General features: G+C 65.1%; 12 protein-coding genes. 8 read left to right on the top strand and 4 right to left on the bottom strand.

Annotation, left to right across the window (positions count from 1 at the left end):
* The first annotated feature begins 42 nt into the window (after positions 1-42).
* The 6 genes from ATO3_RS21310 to ATO3_RS21335 all read left to right on the top strand — a co-directional run bounded on the left by ATO3_RS21310 (position 43) and on the right by ATO3_RS21335 (position 15,147).
* Positions 43-7,803, top strand: coding sequence for a type I polyketide synthase (locus ATO3_RS21310; RefSeq protein WP_088651929.1), 7,761 nt, complete (start codon positions 43-45; stop codon positions 7,801-7,803).
* Positions 7,800-9,173, top strand: a complete 1,374-nt coding sequence (locus ATO3_RS21315) for a condensation domain-containing protein (protein ID WP_088651930.1) — start codon at positions 7,800-7,802, stop codon at positions 9,171-9,173. The genes ATO3_RS21310 and ATO3_RS21315 overlap by 4 nt, the downstream gene beginning before the upstream one ends.
* Before the next feature lie 144 nt (positions 9,174-9,317).
* Positions 9,318-10,619, top strand: a complete 1,302-nt coding sequence (locus tag ATO3_RS21320) for a sulfotransferase family protein (RefSeq protein WP_088651931.1) — start codon at positions 9,318-9,320, stop codon at positions 10,617-10,619.
* On the top strand, positions 10,612-12,930 hold the full coding sequence (locus ATO3_RS21325; RefSeq protein ID WP_088651932.1) for an efflux RND transporter permease subunit: 2,319 nt from the start codon (positions 10,612-10,614) through the stop codon (positions 12,928-12,930). The genes ATO3_RS21320 and ATO3_RS21325 overlap by 8 nt, the downstream gene beginning before the upstream one ends.
* Positions 12,927-13,715: an outer membrane lipoprotein-sorting protein gene (locus ATO3_RS21330; protein ID WP_088651933.1), complete on the top strand. Its 789-nt coding sequence runs from the start codon at positions 12,927-12,929 to the stop codon at positions 13,713-13,715. Before ATO3_RS21325 ends, ATO3_RS21330 begins: the two co-directional genes overlap by 4 nt.
* A 115-nt stretch (positions 13,716-13,830) precedes the next feature.
* Positions 13,831-15,147: a hypothetical protein gene (locus ATO3_RS21335; protein WP_143747322.1), complete on the top strand. Its 1,317-nt coding sequence runs from the start codon at positions 13,831-13,833 to the stop codon at positions 15,145-15,147.
* Positions 15,148-15,235: 88 nt separating this feature from the next.
* On the opposite strand, the gene ATO3_RS21340 is transcribed toward ATO3_RS21335, so the two are convergent.
* Genes ATO3_RS21340 through ATO3_RS21350 form a run of 3 tightly spaced genes read right to left on the bottom strand, consistent with a single transcriptional unit; the run spans position 15,236 to position 17,717 of the window.
* The gene (locus ATO3_RS21340; RefSeq protein ID WP_088651962.1) at positions 15,236-16,282 is read right to left on the bottom strand and encodes a 4-oxalomesaconate tautomerase; all 1,047 of its coding nucleotides are present in this window, start codon (positions 16,280-16,282) and stop codon (positions 15,236-15,238) included.
* 29 nt (positions 16,283-16,311) lie between these two features.
* Positions 16,312-16,983, bottom strand: a complete 672-nt coding sequence (locus ATO3_RS21345; RefSeq protein ID WP_088651935.1) for a 4-carboxy-4-hydroxy-2-oxoadipate aldolase/oxaloacetate decarboxylase — start codon at positions 16,981-16,983, stop codon at positions 16,312-16,314.
* The gene (locus ATO3_RS21350; protein WP_088651936.1) at positions 16,983-17,717 is read right to left on the bottom strand and encodes a PIG-L deacetylase family protein; all 735 of its coding nucleotides are present in this window, start codon (positions 17,715-17,717) and stop codon (positions 16,983-16,985) included. The genes ATO3_RS21345 and ATO3_RS21350 overlap by 1 nt, the downstream gene beginning before the upstream one ends.
* A 274-nt stretch (positions 17,718-17,991) precedes the next feature.
* Between ATO3_RS21350 and ATO3_RS21355 the strand changes: the two genes are divergently transcribed.
* Together ATO3_RS21355 and hemP are read left to right on the top strand one after the other, a co-directional pair.
* Positions 17,992-18,879: a 2-dehydro-3-deoxygalactonokinase gene (locus ATO3_RS21355; RefSeq protein ID WP_088651937.1), complete on the top strand. Its 888-nt coding sequence runs from the start codon at positions 17,992-17,994 to the stop codon at positions 18,877-18,879.
* A 429-nt stretch (positions 18,880-19,308) separates the two neighbouring features.
* Positions 19,309-19,464, top strand: a complete 156-nt coding sequence (gene hemP / locus ATO3_RS21360; protein WP_233152247.1) for a hemin uptake protein HemP — start codon at positions 19,309-19,311, stop codon at positions 19,462-19,464.
* A gap of 196 nt (positions 19,465-19,660) precedes the next feature.
* On the opposite strand, the gene ATO3_RS21365 is transcribed toward hemP, so the two are convergent.
* Complete coding sequence (locus ATO3_RS21365; RefSeq protein ID WP_088651939.1) at positions 19,661-20,866, bottom strand: ROK family transcriptional regulator; 1,206 nt, start codon at positions 20,864-20,866, stop codon at positions 19,661-19,663.
* Between the last annotated feature and the right edge of the window lie 29 nt (positions 20,867-20,895).

Consider the following 20,895-nt stretch of genomic DNA (forward strand, 5'->3'; position numbering starts at 1 on the left):
GTCCATATAAAACGTACTTTGAGAAAAGAATGGGTAGGCTAAATGCTCGATTCAACTAACGTAGAAAATTCTTCGAAAAAGATTGCGGTTGTGGGGATCGCGTGCCGCCTGCCGGGAAGTGTCACGGGGCCGGATTCCTACTGGGATCTCATGATTGAAAAGCGTTGTGGCATCCGGGAAGTTCCCTCGGATCGCTGGGACGTTGAGAATTTTTATGACAGCGATCCGAACGCGATCGCGCGGTCCCAGACCAAGTGGGCCGGTTTCCTCGACGATGTCCGCTCCTTCGATCCCAGTTTCTTCGGCCTGTCGCCGCGCGAAGCCACCTCGATGGATCCGCAGCAGCGCAACACCCTGATGACCTCCTACGAGGCCATCGAGGATTCCGGTATCCCGTGGGAAGAATTCCAGAAATCCCGCACCGGTGTCTTCGTCGGCGTCCAGTCCGTCGACTATCGTGAGATCCAGGAGAAGAGCCGCGCGGGCTTCGACGCCTATGGCGGTACCGCCATCGCGCACTGCATCATCTCCAACCGGGTGTCGCACCGTCTGAACCTCAACGGTCCGTCCTACTCGGTCGACACGGCCTGCTCGTCGTCGCTGACCGCGCTGAACCAGGCCATCCTGAACCTGCGCAACAACCAGGCCGATTACTGCCTGGTCACGGGCGTGAACTTCATGCTGTCGCCGACCACCTTCGTGGTGTTCTCGAAAGCCGGCATGCTGTCGCCCACCGGTACCCTGCGCACCTTCGACGCCGACGCCAACGGCTTCGTCCGCGGCGAGGGCATCGGCACCGTCGTGCTGAAGCCCTATGACCGCGCCGTCGCCGATGGCGACCGCATCTACGCCGTGATCGAGGAAAGCTGGGCCAACCAGGACGGCTATACCTCCACCATCACCGCGCCGAACCAGGACAGCCAGATCAAGATGATGCAGTCGCTCATGCAGGGCGCAGGCGTCGGACCGAACGAGATCGGCTATGTCGAGGCACACGGCACGGGCACGCCCATCGGCGACCCGATCGAAGCGGGCGCCATCGGCCGCGTGATCGGCCAGCCCAAGACCAACGGCAAGCTGCTGATCGGTTCGGTCAAGCCCAACATCGGCCACCTGGAATCCGGTGCCGGCGTCAACGGCCTGATCAAGCTGGCTCTGGCCATCCACAAGGGCAAGGTCCCGCCGCAGATCGGCTTCGGCGCGCCGAACCCGCGCATCCCGCTGGACGCGCTGAACATGGAAATCCCGCTGGAAGCGACCGATTTCCCCGAGGTCGACGGCATCCGCCGCGGCATCGTGAACTCGTTCGGTTTCGGCGGTGCGAACGCATCGGCCCTGCTGGCCACCGCGCCGGATCGTCCGGTCGAAGGTGTCTACCGCAAGCCGGCGCCCGTCGCCGCGGAAGAAGCCCCGCGCATCTTCCCGATCTCGGCCCGGAACGAAGCCGTGGTCAAGGACGTGGCCGCCAAGCTCGCCGCCTCGCTGCGTGAGGGCAAGCTCGCCGACACCGACCTGGGCAACGTGGCCGCCGCCCTGGCGACCAACCGGACCCACCATGCCTATCGCGCCGCCATCGTCGCGAAGGACAAGGACGAGCTGCTGAAGGGTCTCGACTTCGTCGCATCCACCGATGCCGATGCCGAGGATCCCGGCAACGTCTTCCGTGGCCAGGCCGCGGCGGACAAGAAAGTCGCCTTCATGTATGCCGGCCAGGGCTCCCAGTGGTGGGGCATGGCGCGCCAGCTGATGGAAGACAACGACGCCTTCCGCACGGCCGTTCAGGAATACGACGAGCAGTTTGTCAAATCGGCCGGCTGGTCGATCATGGAAGAGCTGCTGAAGGACGAAGCCGACAGCAACATCGACGACACCACCGTCACCCAGCCCGCGCTGTTCGCGATCCAGCACGGCCTCGTCGCCGTCTGGAAATCCTGGGGCGTTGAGCCCGACATGGTTGTCGGCCACTCGATCGGCGAAGCCTGCGCGGCCTACACCGCCGGCGGCCTGACGCTGGCCGGTGCCGCCAACTTCCTGTCCAAGCGGGGCGCGATCCGCGACCAGCTGGGCCAGAAAGGCGCCATGGCGGCCGTCGGTCTCGACCCCGAAGACATCGAGCCGCTGCTGCCCGAGAAGATCAACATCGCGGCCGTCAACGGCCCCGGGTCGACCACCATCTCGGGTGACTACGACACGCTGCACGAATTCGTCGCGCAGTTCGAGAAGGACCACCCGAACACCTTCATCCGCACGCTGAAGGTCGATACCGCGTGGCACTCCTATCAGCTGGAAGCCGGCGAATCCTGGTTCCGCAAGGAAGTGTCCGACATCGACTGGTCGGTGCCGACCACGCCCTGGATCTCGACCGTGACCGGCAAGCCGGAAACGCGCTTCGACATCGACTATGGCTGGCGGAACCTGCGCCAGGCGGTGCTGTTCAAGAACGGCATCGACACCGCGCTGCGCATGGGTGCGAACGTGTTCCTGGAAATGGGCCCGCACACCACCCTGTCGTCGCCCGCCGTTTCGACCGCATCCGACTTCGGCGCCAAGGTCGATGTCATCAACTCGCTGAACCGCAAGCAGAACGACCACCTGTCGATGGCGCAAGCCGCGGCACGCCTGTTCTGCACCGGTGTGAAGCTGGACTGGACCGCCCTGAACGGCGAGCCGGACAGCTTTGTCGACCTGCCGCTCTACCCCTGGGCTCTCGAAGAGCTGTGGCAGGACAACAATGAGTGGCGTTCGATCATGTTCCCCGAGAACGTGGGCCCGCTGCTGGGCGCCAAGGTCGAAGGTGCGAAGAACCAGTGGTTCGGTGAGGTCACCCTCAATGCCTACCCCTGGATCGGTGATCACCGCCTGCAGGCCGAGTGCGTGTTCCCCGGCGCCGGCTACATGGACATCATGATGGAAGCCGGCCGCTTCATGTTCGGCGAGGAAGGCGCGATCGAGATCGCCAACCTGACGATCCACGAAGCGCTCTTCATCTATCCGGACATGGCGGTGCGCTTCTTCACACAGTTCGTGCCCGAGCGGAACCAGATCCAGATCTACACGCAGCCGCGTGACAGCTCGGAGCCCTGGACCCTGCGGGCCGACGGTGTCGTGCGCCAGAACATGATCGACCCGAAGACCGATTATGTCCTGCACACCAAGGACAACCCGGACTCCGTCGGCGTCGAACTGGAAGTCCTGTACCAGACCACGTCCGAAGACGGCGTGATCAACTACGGCCCGGCCTTCCAGACGGTGCGTGACCTCTGGGCCCACGACGTGGGGGCCGGTGCACAGGTTTCGCTGGATTCGCAGTGCGAGCATCACTTCGACCGCTACGAGGTTCACCCCTCGCTGCTCGATGCCTGCCTGCAGATCTCGGATCCGCGCATGATCAAGGAAACCCTGTCGGTTCCGGAAGAGGACCGCACGGGCAAGTACGAAAGCTTCATGCCGGTTGGCGCGACCCGCCTGCGGATGCACCGCAAGCTGCCGCGTGAATTCAGGGTCTACGCGTTCCAGCGTCCGCGCATCGACGCGCTGACCGCCTGCACCGACTTCGTCGTCGTCGACATGGACGGCAACGTGGTCCTGGAAATGAAGGGCCTGCTGAACCGCTCGCTCATGGGCTCGCAGCAGCAGGAGCACCCGGAAGGCTTCGCACCGCATTACGCGATCGAGGAATTCTCGGACTACAAGGTGGCAACGCCCGAAGCGGACGCCGAAGCCGGCACCTGGCTGGTGCTGGCCGAGGAAGGCACCGCCGGTGAAGAGCTGGCGAAAGGCCTGGAAGCCCGTGGCGCCGAGGTCATCATGATGTCGCGCGACGAGGTCGATCCGTCGGCCGAGGAAATGCGCGAGGACTTCGCCGACCGCATCTCCGAGCTGATGGAAGACGAGGAGAAGGGCCTGACCGGTGTGGTCTATGCCTGGAGTCTTGCCCAGGAGCCGATCACCGAGGACACGCCGGCCGAAACCGTCGCCAAGATGGTGGCCGACGACACCCGCGCGGTCATCGCGCTGGGCTCGTCCTTCGACGAACTGCGCCACGGCGAAAGCCTGCCGCGCGTCGTCCTGGTGACCCGCAACGCCCGCTCGGCCCCTGACGGGGACAGCATGGCGGTGGACGGCCTGACCCAGGCGCCGCTGTCGACGCTGCTGCGGACCGTGGCCAACGAGGTTGCCGAAATCGACATGATGCAGATCGATGTCGACAACGCGCAGCTGGAAGCGATGGATACCCTGCTCGACGCGATCCTGGCCCCCTCGGCCGAGACCGAAGTCGTGCTGCGCAAGGACGGTGCCTTCGTGCCGCGTCTGAACCGCGTCTGGGATCACGAGCTGGAACAGCAGGACCTCTACATTCCGAAGGACAACACCGACCGGAACTTCTTTGTCACGATGAACAACCCCGGGGTTATCGATAACCTCGAGCTGATCGAATGTGGCTTCGATGCTCTGGACCCGGACGAGGTCCGCGTGCAGGTGAAGGCCGTCGGCCTGAACTTCCGCGATGTCATGGCCGTCACCGGCCTGCTGCCGAAAGAAGCCGAAGGCGAACCCGCCTGGACCAACCTCGGCCTCGAATTCGGTGGCGTGATCACCGAGCTCGGCTCCAACGTGACCGAGTTCAAGGTCGGCGACCGTGTCATGGGCATGGGCAAGCGCTGCCTGCAGCGGTTCCTGAAAACCACCAAGCTGGCGCTTTCGCACATCCCCGAACACATCTCGTTCGAGGAAGCCTCGACCATCCCGTCCGCCTTCGCGACGGCGCATTACGCGCTGAACCGGACCGGCCGGATGGCCAAGGGTGAGAGGGTCTTCATCCATGTGGCAACCGGCGGTGTCGGCACCGCGGCCGTTCAGATGGCCAAGAACGTCGGCGCCGAGATCTTCGCAACTGCGGGCAACGATGAAAAGCGCGCGCTGCTGAAGGAATGGGGTGTCCACCACATCATGAACTCGCGCGATCTCAAGTGGGCCGACCAGGTCATGGAGATCACCGACGGCAAGGGTGTGGACGTTCTGCTGAACTCGCTGCCGGGTGCCTATATCGAGAAAGGCCTCGAGGTCATGTCGCCCTATGGCCGCTACCTCGAGATCGGCAAGCGTGACGTCTACGCGGACAGCTCGATCGGCATGAAGGCCCTGCGCAAGAACATCTCGGTCTCGGTCCTCGACCTTGCCGCGATGGGCGTGGAACGTCCCGATCTTCTGGGCTCGATGTTCCAGGAGCTGACGGAAGCCTTCGTCAAGCGCGAGCTGGAGCCGCTTCCGCTGGTGTCCTTCCCGGTCAGCCAGGTCGCGGATTCGATCCGGTTCATGTCTCAGGCCAAGCACGTCGGCAAGGTTGTCGTCACCTTCGACGAGGACGAATTCGTCGTGAAGGCCGACCGCGAGCGTGAAGTGAAGATGGACCCGCAGGGCTCCTACCTGATCACCGGCGGCAACGGCGGCTTCGGTCTGTCGATCGCACAATGGATGAGCGCCAACGGCGCCGGCAAACTGGTCCTGGCCTCGCGCTCGGGCAAGGTCGGCGAAGAGGAGCAGGTCCGCGTCGACAAGATCAAGGAGCAGGGCACCGAGGTCGAGATCATCTCGCTGGACATTACCAACGAGGACGAGACCGCGGACGCCATTGCGCGCCTCTTCGCGGATGAAAAGCCGCTGAAGGGCGTCATGCACGCCGCGGCCGTGATCAAGGACGGCTTCATCAACCAGCTGAACGACGAGATGATCGACTCGGTCGTCTATCCGAAGGTGGCTGGCGGCTGGGCTCTTGAGAAGGCCTTTGCGAAGGCCGGCAAACAGCCGGAATTCGTGATCTCCTTCTCGTCCATCGCGGCAACCACCGGTTCGCCGGGTCAGGCCAACTATGTGGCGGCCAACGGCTTTCTTGATGCGCTTGCAGCCTACCGCAAGAAACACAAGGACGCGGGCGGGTCGATCAACTGGGGTGCCATCGCGGCCACCGGTATCGTCGGCCGGAACGAGGATCTGAAGAACTACCTGGAAAGCATGGGCCTCATGGGGCTCGAGGAGCACGAGACGCCGGACGGCATCAAGACGCTCCTGCGGACCAGCGCTCCGAATATCTTCTACGCCAACGCCGACTGGCAGCAGATGGCCCGGACCAACGCAAAGATGGGCTCGATCCCGCGCGTCTCCGGCATGCTGAAGAAGAAGGACGAGAAATCCTCGGAGGTGCGCGAGCGTCTTCTGCAGCTCGACAGCGAACAGCGCATCGTGGAGCTGACGGAATTCGTGAAGGGCGAGATCGGCAACGTGCTGAAGATCGACCCCGACACGATCAACCCCGAGAACGCGATGAACGAGCTTGGCCTCGACTCGCTCTCCTCGTTCGAGCTGAAGATGCGCATCGAAACCGGCCTGGGTCTGGCCCTGCAGGCGGCGAAGTTCCTGCAGGCGCCCACGATCCTGGAACTGGTGGACGTGCTCGGCGTGGAACTGGACAAGGCAAAGGCGGAAATGGAAGCCGCCCTGCTGGCCGGTGACATCGTCGACGACGGCGAAAGCAGCAGCGCCTACTACGGCGAAGAGCTTCTGCTGAACGACCGCGGCACGCAGCTTCTGTCCGAAGCCACCGCCCCGATGACGACCGACAGTGCCCGTGAAGCGCTGGAGCATCGCATCGTGGTCGAGGTCACCCCGGCGGTCGACGCCGAGGCCCTCGCCAAGGCGGCCGAGACGGTCAGCGGGCGTCATCCGATGCTCAAGACCAGGTTCTCGAACGGCAAGGTCAGCTTCGACGGCGAAGGCCTCAAGCTGGTCCAGCTCGACACTCTGGATCCGTTCCAGGTGAAGGCGGTCGACGTGTCGGAAGGCACCGTCGCCTGCCTGACCATGGCGCCTGCAAGCGAGGACGCGACCCGTCTGATGCTGCAGATCCAGAGCGGTGTGGCCAATCGTGCCTCGGCCTACCTGGTGATGGACGAGCTGATGAAGTGCCTGAGCGGCGCGGAGCTGGCCGACCCGATGGCAGAGAAGGACCTGGGCGTCGAAATGCGCCGCGGTATCTTCGATCCGGAGGACTCGACCAACGCCAACGACCAGTCGTTCTGGAGCTACGCTGTCTCCGGCAAGGCGCCGGCCATCGAGTTCAAGGAACGGGCGCGTGCGGTTTCGATCGCCGCCCTGGGCCGCGATCACGGTGTGGCAGCCGAATGGCAGGGGGACATCCCCGGCAATTCGCTGACCGAGGCGGACTTCACCATCGCTCTGGCAGAGGCCCTGACCGAAGCGACCGGCCACAAGGGCGGCGTCCTGCTGACCCGCGAGACCGATCGTTCCGCGCGCCTGGCCGATGCCAATGTGGTGGCCCCGCTTGCCGACGATCAGCCGCTCTTCGTGCCGATGGACACCACGGCAGAGGTTCAGCGCAACCATGTCGAACGGATCCTGGCCGCGGCCGAGAGCCACGACAGCGTCGACCTCTACACGCTGCGCAAGGAGCTGGCGGACCAGTTCGAGAAATCCGGGGCGGCTCCGTTCCAGATCTCGTACCGCTTCGCACCCGAGCTCAGCGCGCTCGAGGCGGCCCTGGTGGCAGGTCCGGTCAGCATGGGCGACATGACGATCCATGCCGAGGCCAACGGCCGCACCGGCATCGCCAGCGACGTGGAGATCATCCTGCGCAAGTCGGATGACGCGTCGCTCCTGCTGATGCGGGTCGACAGCGACGTGGTCACCCCGAACGACGCTCAGCGCCTGATGCAGGCCCTGGCCAAGCGTCTCGGGATCACCTCGATCACGTCGCCCTACGACAATCAGCTCGAGGTTGCTGAATGATTGGCAGACGCGCCAAAAAAGGAGCGGAGGAGGAATCCTCCGCTTCATTTTCGTTAACGGGTTACCAGAAATTCCTGATCGACCAGCTCACGCATCCTGACTGCACCGATCTGGCGAAGCAGTTCTTCACGTTGTCCGAGGGCATTCGTATCAGCCCCTCGGGCAGCCCCCGCCGCCTGGAACGGGCGGTGAAGAAGACGGTCAAGGCACATGACACCCTGCGCGGGGCCTTCGAACAGAGGGACGGCGAATGGGTCATGAAGCTGATCCCGTCCGACGACATCACTCTGGACGTGTACGAACACGGGGATGTCTCCAAGGAGGAGATGTACCAGATCGTGTCGGACAGCCAGAACGACACGATGGAGATCACCGGCCCGAAGCTGTGCGAATTCCGCATGCTGCGGTTCGGCTCGCATGGCGACGTGATCATCATCCGCGTTCACCACGCGATCACAGACGGCTACGGCATGCTGGTGATGATCGAGGACCTGGTGCGCAGCGTGCTGAATCTTCCGGGGTCCGGCGCCGCGCTGAGCCATCAGGAATATATCAGCGATCACCACAACAAGCTGCCCCCCTATACCGGCGCGACCGCCGCGTTCTGGGATGGTCTGCTGGCCAATCCGCCGGCGCCGATTCCCTTCGGGCGTTTCGCCAGGGACTTGCCTGTCGGGCCGTGGATCAGCGGGCCGCTGCCGCTGCACGAGACCATCGTCACCGTCTCGCGCGAGGATTACGACGCGATCTCGGAAAAGCTGCTCGAGGCCGACGCCAGTTTCTTTGCGCTGACCATCGCCGCGATCGGCGCAACGATGAAGGACCTTTACGGGACCGAGGACTACATCGGCCGGTTCATCGCCAGCCGCACCTCGGCGCTGCTGGCGCGGTATTCCGGGTGTGACCTGCAGTACCACTACGTCCGGTCGAAAATCTCGGATGGCGACGACCTGATCGCGCGGGCGGCCGTGGTGCGCAAGCACATGGCCGAGGCGGATACCCACCGGTCGATCATGTTCGACGATCCCGACAACGAACTTGGTCACAGGATCAAGGCCGAGGTCGGCGCCGCGCCGCAGGTCTTCGTGCACAACGTGCTGGCGACCGGCAAGGCCAAGGCGTCGATGATGTCGAAGCTCTTCGAATCGGAAAGCGCCGAAACCTTCAAGGTCGGCCCCGTCGAGGTGGAGCGCATGCATCTGCCCCGCCGCCCCTTCATGCCCTTCCCGAACGACCTTCGGGTCGACATCCGGACCACCTCCCAGGGATCGAAACTGATCGTCCGTGGACTTGACGTGGCGTTTGACGCCGACGAGGTGGATACCATTGCGACGAAGATCGTGGAACAAATTCTCAGCGTCCTCGCATAGGGCGCGTTCTGGTATCGCAGGGCAGACTTATCGCTGAAGGCTCGAGCATCAGGCCCCCGCGGCCGATGCTCGGGGCAAATTTGACGGCTGAGCGGACCGCCTGGGTCCGAACGTCGGACATGAATTGAACAACGGAGATTTCGCATGACCTCCCCGGCTGACCGCGAAGACAGCGTCGACCCCACAAAGCTCTACGATCCGAACGATCCGCGGTACTACGGCTATTCGCGCTACCAGTTCCGCCTGTGGCACGGGATGACGATCTGGGCGTTCCTTAAGCTGCTCAAGGGCAACTGGCGTCACATATCTCCGCAACGCTACGGGGTGGTCGTGTCGGTGTTCCTGCTGACCGCGCCGACGCACAGCATCCTCGCCCTTCTGGTGAAGCTGTTCTATCGCAAGCGGATCAAGGAAACCCGGTTCAACGGCGATCCGGTCTGCATCCTGGGCTTCATGCGCTCGGGCACGACCTTCCTGAACGAACTGCTTGCCTGCGACGACCGCTTTGCCTCGCCGGACAACATGCAGTGCATCATGCCGGAAAGCTTCCTGATCGCCGAGAAGCGCCTGCGCAACCATCCTCTCGCGAAGATGGAAAAGCGGCCCATGGACGACATGGACATGTCCATGGATGCCCCGCAGGAGGACGAGATCGCCATGCTGACCATGGGCCAGCCCAGCCCCTATGCGCAGATGGCTTTTCCCTCTGCCAAGGGAAGGTACAGCGATGGCCTGATCATGCAGCGCGATCCGAAGGTGCGCGCGCGCTGGATCAAGGCCTGGGTCTGGTTCCTGCGCAAGGTGCAGTACCGCAACCCCGACAAGCAGCTGCTGCTGAAATCGCCCACCCACACGGTGCGCGTCTCGCTCATCCGCGAGGTCTTTCCGCAGTCGAAGTTCATCCACATCACCCGAAACCCCTACCGGATCCTTCAGTCGAACCTGAAACTGGGCAAGGCGCTGTCCGTGACCCAGGGGTTCGAGGCCAAGGGCATGACCGACGAACAGCTGATCCACGATCTCAAGGACGGCTTCCCCGCCTTCCACGAGGCGTTCGAGAAGCAGAAGGCCGAGCTGCCCGAGGGGGCGCTGGTGACCGTCAGCTACGAGGATCTGGTGAAGGACCCGCTGGGCGTGATGCGCAAGATCTACACGACGCTGGATCTTCCCGACATCGAACACGCGCTGCCGGCGATGCAGGCCTACATAGACAGCCGCAAGAACTACAAGCCGAACAAGTACAAAGAAGACCCCGAAATCGTGAAGATGATCAACGAGAACTGGGACATCTATTTCGACAAGTACGGGTATGAAAAGCTGCCGGTCGAGGGAGAGGAGCCGCCCGTCAACGAGGCCATCGTGACAGCGGACGGGGAGGCGCCCGGCACGCCTGAAGACGATACGAATTCCGACATCAGACAGGTACCCAACGCCTCCAATGGCTGACCAAACTTTCCACGCTGAAGGCGATGTTTCCTTCGGCACGCGGATCGCGCATGCGCTGGTCCGCTGGCACTGGCTGTTTTTCGGCCTGGCGATCGCGCTGATCATCATCGGCGCGATGGGCATTTCCAGGGTCGAACGCTCGACAAACACCCGCGCGTTCTTCGGGCCGGACAACCCCGAATACCAACTGATCCTCCAGATCGAGGACATGTTCGTCTCGACCGACAACATGATCCTCGCGATCTCGGGGCCGGAAGGGTCGGATTTCGATCCCGAAACCCTGTCCGCCGTGCGCGAAGCCACCGAGGAAGCCTGGTACATCCCGCATGTTCTGCGCGTCGATTCCATGGCGACTTTCAATTCCTCCTGGGCCGAGGGCGACGAGATCATCGTCGAACCGATGCTGCCCGAGGTCGGAGAGATCACGCCCGAGATCGCCGCGGAGGCGCGCGAACGCACCTTCGAGACCGAAGAGCTCGTTGACCGCGTCGTGTCGTCGGACGGGCGCACCTTCGGCGTCGGCATCTCCATGGTGCCGCCCGACCGCTCGCCCGAGACCTTCCAGGAAATCATGGATGCGGTCACCGAGCTGGCCGACCGGATCGAGGCGGATTACCCGGGCCACGAAGTCTTCATGACCGGCTCGATCATGGCCAGCCTGGCCTTCAGCGAGGCCGGCGACCGCGATCTCGACGACACGCTGCCGCTGGCGGCGGCCTCGACCGTCCTGCTGCTGATCCTCGGCCTCGGCACCTTCTCGGGCGTGGTCGGCTCGATCATCGTGCTGTTCGGCGGCGCCGCCATGACGCTGGGCGTGGGCGGCTGGCTGGGTATTGCGCTGACGCCGGGCAATGCTTCCAGCCCGCTGGCGGTCATCGTGATCGTCGCCGCGACCTGCATGCACCTGGTGCTGCACTGGCGCAACAGCATGGGCAAGGGGATGACCCGCCGCGAGGCGGTCGAGCATTCCGTGCAGGAGAACCTGGCCCCGATCACCGTCACCAACCTGACGACGGCCTTCGGCTTCCTCTGCCTCAACTTCTCGGACGCGCCGCCTCTGCAGGACCTGGGCAACATGGTGGCCATCGGCACGGTGTGCGGCTGGCTTTTGGCGATCCTGGTGATCCCGACCACGCTGCTTGTCCTGCCCGAGCTGCGCCGCCGCCGCGAAGGGCTGCTGCCGCGCATCCTGCCGCGCGTGGGCGATTTCACCCTGACCTACCCCAAGCCGATCCTGATCGTCTTCGCCATCCTGACCGGCATCGCCGTCTTCGGGATCACCCGGATCCATTTCAACGACGACTTCATCGGCTATTTCGACGACAGCTACCAGCTGCGCCGCGACAGCGACGTGATCGAGGACCGCCTGACCTCGCTCAAGGTCGTGAACTTCGTGCTCGACAGCCCCTACGAGGGCGGCGTCTTTGCCCCCGAATTCCTGGAGCAGGTCGAGGCGTTCAGCGATTGGATGCGCGACCGGGACGACGTGAGCCACATCAATTCGATCGTGCAGCCGCTGAAACGGCTGAACATGAACCTCAACGGCGACGATCCCGCATTCTACCGGACCGCCGACAGTTCCGAGGCGAATGCCCAGCTGCTGATGCTCTACGAGCTCAACCTGCCCGTGGGGCAGGACCTGAACACCCAGCTCAGCATCGACCGCAAGCAGACGCTGATGACCGTGTCGCTTGACGTGGACACCAGCGCCGAGCTGCGCTGGTTCGCCGAGGATGCGCAGGCGTGGATGGAGGAAAACACCCCCGAGATCGCCACGATCGGCACCGGCGTGGGCATCACGTTCGCGCGAGTCTCGCAGCGCAACGGGACGGCGATGTTCACCGGCGCGGTGGTGGTTCTGGTGGTGATTTCGGCGACGATGATCATCGCGCTGCGGTCGCTGCGCTACGGCTTCCTCAGCCTGGTGCCGAACCTTGTTCCTGCCGTCATGGCCTTTGGTTTGTGGGGCGTGCTGTTTGGCCAGGTGAACCTGGGCTCGACCGTGGTGACGGTCATGACCTTCGGGATCGTGGTCGATGATACGGTCCACATGATGATGACCTATATCCGCCAGAGACGCCTTGGATTCGACCCCCGCGAGGCTGTCCAACGGATGTTGGCAACCGTGGGCACCGCCATTACTCTGACGTCGATTACACTGGTTACCGGATTCACCATCGTTGCCATGTCAAGTTTCGCGATCAACGAACACCTTGGCGGGCTGACGGCTCTTGTCGTGGCGATGGCCTTCCTGGCCGACCTGTTGTTGCTCCCTGTGCTATTGGTTCTAGCCGAAGGAAAGAGAACATGACCTTTCTTAAAAAAGTTTCTTTGATCGCAATGCTGATGGCCGCCCCGGTCGCGGCCCTGGCGCAAAGCGCCGAACAGAAGGGCGAGGAAATCGTCCAGCGCGCCCAGGCCGCCGGCCAGGGCTGGGGCGACAGCTCCTCGTCGGGCCAGATGATCCTTTACACTCAGGGCGGCGCCCAGTCCGAGAGGCGCTTCAACGCCAAGGGCCTCGAAGGGCGGGGCAACAACCCCTCGGCCTCGCTGCTGGTGTTCGAATGGCCGGGCGATGTGCGTGACACCGCGCTGCTGACCTATTCCTACGACAACAAGGCGGACGACCAGTGGCTGTACCTGCCGTCGGTCGGCCGGGTAAAGCGGATCTCTTCCTCGGCGCGCTCGGGCTCGTTCATGGGCTCGGAATTCGCTTACGAGGACATGACCGACCAGGGCCCCGATGACTTCAACCACAAATGGGTCCAGGACGGCCCCTGCCCGGTGGGCGGCGGCACCTGCCACGTCATCGACCGCACGCCCAAGCAACGCTCGGGCTACGCGCTGCAGCGGGTCTGGATGAACGCGTCGAACCTTTATGTCGTGCAGGTCCAGTATTTCGACCGCGCCGGCAAGCATGTGAAGACGCTGCAAAGCTCGGGGCACAAGAAATACGGCCGCTACTGGCGCGCCTCGAAGATGCGCATGGTCAACCACCTGACCGGCAAGAGCACCGACCTGCTGTGGTCGAACTTCAAGTTCGGAAACGGCTTTTCGGCCAACGATTTCAGTGTCCAGGCTCTGAAGTCGCGCTAATTGACCCGGTGTCCGGCCCCGGTCGGACACCACGTGTACCGGTGGCGCCCCGCAGGAAATGGCGGGGCGGTGCCGTTTGACCCACCGGAACGGGGACGGACCGACGGACATGGTGATGACTGGGGCGATGACTGCGCTGACCAAAGCGGCGACCGGGGCACGGACGGCCTGGTCGGGAGGGATCCTTGCCACCTGCCTTCTGGCGGCCACCGCCCCCGGTGCGCTCCGGGCGCAGGATTTCACCTTTGGCGGCTCGCTCGATGCGACGCTGCGCTACTATCCCGAGGACGGGCTGCTGCGCGGCCAGGGCGACGCCGGCTTCCAGACCATCATCTCGGGTGAGCTTGACACCCGCACCCGGTTCGAGAGCGGTACCCTGGTGTTCGAGGTCAGCGGCCTTTACAACACCGACACCGGCGAAGGCTATGCCGACATCCCGCGCGGCTATTACCAGTATTTCGGCGATGGCTGGGATCTGCTCGTCGGTTCCAACATCGAATACTGGGGCGTGAGCGAGGGCAACCGCGTCGTCGACACGGTGAACCAGCGCTACACGATCGACCAGACGGTCGATTACATCAGCCTTGGCCAGCCGATGGTGAACTTCAACCTGTCGCTGGGGCTGAATTCGACCCTCAGCGTCTTCGGACTGGTCTATTTCCGCGACCGCGACCTGAACACCGCCGAGACCCGCTTCCGCTCGCCCATCCTCGTCAGCAACAACGATGCCGTGTACGAGGAGGGCGGCGGCCGCAATTTCGATTTCGCGGCACGGTTCCGCAGCTCCTTCGATGCGCTCTGGGGCGGGATGGACCTGGCGCTGTCCTATTTCGACGGGACCGACCGCGCGCCATCGACCCTGCCGAGCATCTGCGTGGTGCCCACCGGGGTCTTCGACCGGTCCAGCTGTACCACCGACCTGATCGACAATCTGCCCGATCTGCACGCGCTGCCCTATTACGCCAAGCTGCGCCGCTGGGGGCTGGAAACCGTCTGGTCGCGCGGCAGCCTGCAACTGACCTTCGAGGGCGCGATCAGCAATGCCATCGACGAGACCTATTATTCCTACGTGGCAGGGGCGCAGTATTCCTTTGGCGGGATCGGCCCGACGGGCGACACGCTGACGGTGGTCGGCGAATATCTCTACGACAACCGCTCGCGCATCCAGCCGCTCACGATCTACGACGACGATGTCTTCCTGGGCTTCGCCTATACCGGCAACGACGTGCAGGGCACCGCGGTGCGGGGCGGGATGTATTACGACGTCAACAGCGATGCGCAGATCTACACCGCCTCGTATTCCCGCCGCATCGGCGATGCGGTCCGGGTCGAGGTTGCGGCCTTCGGCGTGAATTCGGCCGATACCCGCGATCCGCTGGCCTTCGCGCAGAACGACAGCTTCGTGCAGCTGTCGCTGGAATACTTCTTCTGACATCTCATCGTTGAGGGCCGGGCGGCAGGCAGATCTCCCGCCCGCCCACCCCCGATCCGCCTGCCGCCCTTCGCGCTGGCGGAGATGGCTAGGCGTAGACCATCCCGTCGAACAGTTTCCGTGCCGTGCGCAGGATCGCGGCAGAGCTGACATGCCCGTCCGGTCCCCGCGTGGCCAGGATGGTGGTGGCCCCGGTGGGGTGCTCGATATCCAGCGACAGCGGCGCGCCCCCGGGGACCTGTGCCAACGCCGCGGCGGGGCCGTTCTCCAGCAGGCAGGCGGTCGCGACCGAGACCGCGCCAAGCACGCCGATCGAGGCATGGCAGCGGTGGGGGATGAAGGTTCGTGTAGAGATCGCGCCGCCGTGGGACGGGGCGCTGACCATCGTCATCTTCGGCACCGTCTGGTCCGCGACATCGCCGAGGGTCATCAGCGGCCCGGCTTGCAGCCGGATGGCCTCCAGCCGCGCCTTCAGGGCGTCGTCCGCATCCAGCGCGTCGCGCGGCTCCTGCCCGGTCAGCCCGAGGTCCGAGGCATGCAGGATCACCACCGGCATGCCGTTGTCGATCAGCGTCATCTCCACGCCGTCGATCACGTCCACCGCCCGGCCCGTGGGCAGCAGCGCGCCGCAGGTCGACCCGGCGGTGTCCCGGAATTCCAGAGGCACCGGCGCGGCGGTGCCCGGCACCCCGTCGATCCGCGCGGCGCCCTCATAGACTGGGCGGCCATCGGGCGTCTTGACCGTGGCAATGGCGGTCTGGCCGGTGTTTTCCATGTAGATCGTCACGCGGGTCTGCCCCGGCTGCCCGGCCACCAGCCCGCGTTCGATGGCGAAGGGGCCGACCCCGGCCAGGATGTTCCCGCAGTTCTGCCGGTCCGAGACCAGCGCCCGGTCGACGCTGACCTGCAGGAACAGGTAATCCACGTCCACCCCGGGCCGGTCGGACCGCCGCACCACGGCCACCTTCGAGGTCAGCGGGTCGGCGCCCCCCAGCCCGTCGATCTGGCGCGGATCGGGCGAGCCCATGATCCGCAGAAGGGCGCTGTCGCGATCGTCGGGCAGATCCTCCGCCAGGAAATAGCCGCCCTTCGACGTGCCGCCCCGCATCCACATGGCGCGGATGCCGTCAGACACGGGCGTCCCCGGGCCCCGCGCGCCCGGCGTCACTCATATGTCAGCCCCTTCGCGGCCAGCCGGTCGCGCATGTCGTAGATGTCCAGCCCCAGCTCTCCGGCGGCCAGGCGCGCGCGCTTGCTGTCTTCGCTGGCCAGCCGGGCGCGGGCCTTTTCCAGCACCTCCTGCGCCTCGGCCCGGCGCACCACGACCACCCCGTCGTCGTCACCCACGACCACGTCGCCCGGCTCCACCAGGGCGCCGGCGCAGACCACGGGGATATTCACCGATCCGATCGTCTCCTTCACCGTGCCGGTCGCGCAGATTGCCTTGGACCAGACCGGAAAGCCCATCTCTTCCAGCTCGGCCACATCCCGGCAGCCCGCGTCCAGCACCATGCCCGCGCAGCCCCGCGCCCTGGCCGAGGTCGCCAGCAGGTCGCCGAAATACCCCGCGTCCGAAGGCGAGGTCACGCCCATCACCATCACGTCCCCCGCCTGCAGCTGTTCGATCGCGACGTGGATCATCCAGTTGTCGCCCGGCGGCGCAAGGATTGTGACAGCCGATCCCGCCGCCCGCGCGCCCCGGTAGACCGGGCGCATGTAGGCGGCCAGCAGCCCCTTGCGCCCCTGCGCCTCGTGCAGGGTCGCGACCCCGCAGCGGCCCAGCTCTTCGATCACCGCCGGGTCGGCCCTCTCGATCTTCTGCACGACGACGCCCATCAGAGTTCATCCACGCAGCGCGGATAGACCGACTGGAAGCCTTCCGCATATTGCGCCGGCCGCCCGCCGGCCTGCCCGCCCGAATTCCGACGGAAGTGGTTGGCCCGGTTCTCGGCCACGTTGGTGTAATAGTCCCACAGGTGGTGCTGGCCTTCCATGCATTCGATGGCGGCGCGCTTGCGGTCCCAGACCGGCGTGATGTCCAGGAACGTGTCGGGCTTCCAGCCCATCTGCTCGGTCTGGTGCGGCTCGAACAGGTAAAGCTGCGGCGCGCCCAGCACCTTTTGCCCCGGCTCGTGGCCCCAGGCCTGGGCGATCATCCGCGCCTCCATCGCCACCTGCGTCGTGTACATGTGGTCGGTGTTGTAGGGATCGTAGGCGGAATGGCTGAGCATGAAGCGTGGCTGCACCGCGCGGATCAGCGCCACCAGCCGGTCCTTGTCCTCGCGCTCCAGCACCAGGGGGTAATCGCCCAGATCCATGAAGCGGATGTCATGGACGCCAAGCGCCTCTGCCGCCGCCTCGGCCTCCCTGCGCCGGGCGGCCTTGACCTTTTCCAGCGTCATGCCCGGCTCTTTCCACAGCTTCGCGCTTTCGCCGCGTTCGCCGTAGGACAGGCAGACCACCGTCACCTCCCAGCCCTTCTGCTGATGCAGCGCGATCGCCCCGCCGCAGCGCCAGACGAAATCCGCCGCATGGGCCGAAATCACCAGCGCGGTCCTTGCATCCGTCATCGCAATCCTCCCCCTCCGGATCAGCCGAAGTGTGCGGCAGAGCGGCGCGTGGGGCCAGCCCAAACCGCAGGGTGCGGCCCATCGGAACATGACGTGGCCCTGGCCAACGCACCGGGGACCCGATCCGATCCCGCCCCTGCGCCTGACCCGATTCGCGCCACCAGCGCATTCACAGCTTGCCCGATCCCGCCCGCGTGACCCGGGGCCTGCGTCAAAGGTTGACCCGGCCCGCCGCCACGGTGACAAGTCCGTAACGGCAACGAGAGGGCAGGGCATGACCGACTGGATCGCAGTGGATTGGGGCACGTCGCGTTTGCGCGCCTGGGCAATGGGCGCGGATGGCAGCGTGCTGCAGGCCGCGCAATCCGACATGGGCATGGGCGCGCTGACACCGGCGGGGTTCGAAACCGCCCTGCTCGAGGTCGCAGGCGAGTGGATCGAGGGGCCGACCCGCGTCGTCGCCTGCGGCATGGTCGGCGCGAAACAGGGCTGGGTCGACGCCGGATATGCCGTGGCCCCCTGCAAACCGCCCATGGGCGCCCACGCGGTCGAAGCCCCGGTCAAGGACGACCGGCTGAAGGTCTTCATCCTGCCCGGCGTGTCGCAACAGCGTCCCGCCGACGTGATGCGGGGCGAGGAAACACAGGTCGCAGGCTTCCTCGCGCAACAGCCCGGCTTCGACGGTGTGATCTGCCTGCCGGGCACCCACACCAAGTGGGTCCAGATCAGCGCGGGCGAGATCGTGAGCTTCCGCAGCTTCATGACCGGCGAACTCTTCGCTCTGCTGTCGGGCCAGTCGGTGCTGCGCCACGGGCTGGACGGCGACGGCTGGGACGAAGAGGCCTTCGACGCCGGCGTGGCCGACGGGTTGCAGCGGCCCCAGTTCCTGACCAGCGACCTCTTCGGCATCCGGGCCGAGGGGCTGCTGAACGACATGGCCCCGGCGGCGGCCCGGGCGCGGCTTTCCGGTCTGCTGATCGGGGCAGAGCTGGCCGGGTCGAAATCCTACTGGCTGGGTCAGCAGCTGGCCTTCATCGGCGCGCCCGAGCTGGCCGGCGCCTATCAGCGCGCGCTGAAGGCCCAGGCCGCGATCGGCGATCGCACCGATGCCGAGGCGATGACGCTGGCCGGCCTGTGCGCCGCCAACGACGCGCTGGGCTGACACCCGTCTCCTGATCCCGTCCCCCGGGCCCGAATCGGGTCCGGCCGGCCCTGCCAGAACCTGACCGGGCTCGCCGCCTGCCTGAACACCGCCACGGGCGTCGCCGGGGCGCGTCCTGCGCCGTGTTTACCGGCGTTCAGGCGCCTCATTTACCCGACAAAAAAACTCGGCTTGTAATATCCGATTAAAAAAGTAATGTTTATCTCCATAGCCACCCCCTTCCACGAAACCGGGGCAGCCAATCCAGAGACGTGGAGAGAACCGATGCGATACAGGCACTTCGGCCAGGGTGAAACGCTGCCGGTGTCTCGCGACAAAGGTTCGGGCGGTGCTGCGGGAAAGCTGGCTGCTCCTGTTCCACGGCATGGAATGGATCAACGAACGAATGGAAGCGCGGGGGCGCGAAGCGACATGAATGTACGGACAACCATGACCCAGAACGACGCTGAAAGCTCTATCCCGGTTCTGCCGAAACACGACGCCATGGCGCTGACCGCCGGCGGCAACCTGGCCGAGATCGTCCTTGGCGATCAGGTCTATCGCCTGCGCATCACCAAGGCCGGCAAGCTGATCCTGACCAAGTAAACGGGCGGGGCGCGTCACCGCGCCAGGCCCGCGTCCTCCTGGTCACGTGACCCCGAAGAGGCTGCCGCTTTCTTCATCCTTGCCCGGATACCTCCGGGGACATCGGCGCGCCATCGGTTCACGCCCGATGGCGGTGGTCAGGGGCCCGGTCGCTCACACGGTTCTCGTGCGGTTCTCGTTCAGGACCCGAGGCGGCTTACGCCCCCCGGTCGCCGCGGAACAGCCCCGAGAATTCGTCCAGCAGGAACTCGGCGATCATCGGGCTGCAGGCGGCCCCGATGGCGCGCGCATCGGCGCCGATCCGGCCTTCCTCGATCCTGGGCAGGATCAGCCCGCGGGCGTCCAGCGTCTTCATCTCCGCGCGCGTGGTCTCGACCAGCCGCTTGCGGATCTCTTCCGGCATCGCGCCGTCGATCAGCACCGCCTCGAAGTCGATCACCGAACAGGTGGCCAGGCAGGCCTGTGCCATGGCCTTGCCGGTCTGCGCCACCCAGGGGCCCACGTGGGTTTCCAGCGCGGACCAGCTTTGCGGCATCTCCCACAGGGCCCGGGCGTTCAGCCCGCCCTCGACCAGCCGCGCCTCCAGGTTGCGGATCGAGGCCACGTCGATCAGCTGCACCGTCCGGCCATCCGGTCCGGGCAGGGGCAGCGAGCCCAGGGCGCCGGCATTGCCGAACTGCCCTTCGACCACCAGGTGATTCATCACGATCCCGCCGCCGATGAAGGCGCCCAGGAAGAAATAGGCGTAGTCCCGGTAATGCTTGCCCTGCCCATAGATCAGCTCGGCCCGGCAGGCGGCGGTGGCGTCGTTGACGACATAGGCCGGAATGTCGCTGAAGCTGCGTACCTCGGCGCGGATATCCACGGATTTCCAGGCGTCGAAATCCTTCGCCGGGGCGCCCACCAGGTCGCGCCAATTCCACAGCTCGAAGGGCGCCGCGATGCCGATCCCGCAGATCCGCGCGCGGCCCTCGGGCGGCAGGCTGGCAAAGGCCTTCTCCACCCCCTCGCGCAGGAAGCCGAAGACCGTGCCGGGCATCGGGTAGGCATAGGTCAGCCGGTAATGCGACCGCACCACGCCGGTGAAATCCATCAGCGTCAGGGTCGCGCTGCGCCGCCCGATCTTCAGCCCGATCGAATACAGCCCGTCCGGGTTCAGCGCCACCGGGACCGAAGGTTTGCCCACCTTGCCCCGCTGCGGCGCGCCCCGCAGGACCAGGTCGTCGTTCTGCAGCTTGCGCAGGATCACCGATACGGTCTGCGGCGACAGCCCCGACTGCCGCGCCAGGTCCCGGCCCGGTGTCGGCCCGCCCCGCTGCAGCATCGTCAGGATCAGCCGTTCGTTGTAGGCCCGAACGCCCCTCTGGTTGATCCCGCTGGTCAGTCTTCGAATTTCACTCATGATACTGTCGCCCGCACACCTGGGGGCAA

The sequence above is a fragment of the Marinibacterium profundimaris genome (genome assembly GCF_002210095.1).
GTDB classification, from domain to species: Bacteria; Pseudomonadota; Alphaproteobacteria; order Rhodobacterales; family Rhodobacteraceae; genus Marinibacterium; species Marinibacterium profundimaris.

Coding starts and splice junctions, on each gene's coding strand:
- ATO3_RS21315 (WP_088651930.1), top strand. CDS start 7,800: ATGATTGGCAGACGCGCCAAAAAAGGAGCGGAGGAGGAATCCTCCGCT.
- ATO3_RS21320 (WP_088651931.1), top strand. CDS start 9,318: ATGACCTCCCCGGCTGACCGCGAAGACAGCGTCGACCCCACAAAGCTC.
- hemP (WP_233152247.1), top strand. CDS start 19,309: ATGACCCAGAACGACGCTGAAAGCTCTATCCCGGTTCTGCCGAAACAC.
- ATO3_RS21325 (WP_088651932.1), top strand. CDS start 10,612: ATGGCTGACCAAACTTTCCACGCTGAAGGCGATGTTTCCTTCGGCACG.
- ATO3_RS21310 (WP_088651929.1), top strand. CDS start 43: ATGCTCGATTCAACTAACGTAGAAAATTCTTCGAAAAAGATTGCGGTT.
- ATO3_RS21345 (WP_088651935.1), bottom strand. CDS start 16,983: ATGGGCGTCGTCGTGCAGAAGATCGAGAGGGCCGACCCGGCGGTGATC.
- ATO3_RS21335 (WP_143747322.1), top strand. CDS start 13,831: ATGACTGGGGCGATGACTGCGCTGACCAAAGCGGCGACCGGGGCACGG.
- ATO3_RS21350 (WP_088651936.1), bottom strand. CDS start 17,717: ATGACGGATGCAAGGACCGCGCTGGTGATTTCGGCCCATGCGGCGGAT.
- ATO3_RS21355 (WP_088651937.1), top strand. CDS start 17,992: ATGACCGACTGGATCGCAGTGGATTGGGGCACGTCGCGTTTGCGCGCC.
- ATO3_RS21365 (WP_088651939.1), bottom strand. CDS start 20,866: ATGAGTGAAATTCGAAGACTGACCAGCGGGATCAACCAGAGGGGCGTT.
- ATO3_RS21330 (WP_088651933.1), top strand. CDS start 12,927: ATGACCTTTCTTAAAAAAGTTTCTTTGATCGCAATGCTGATGGCCGCC.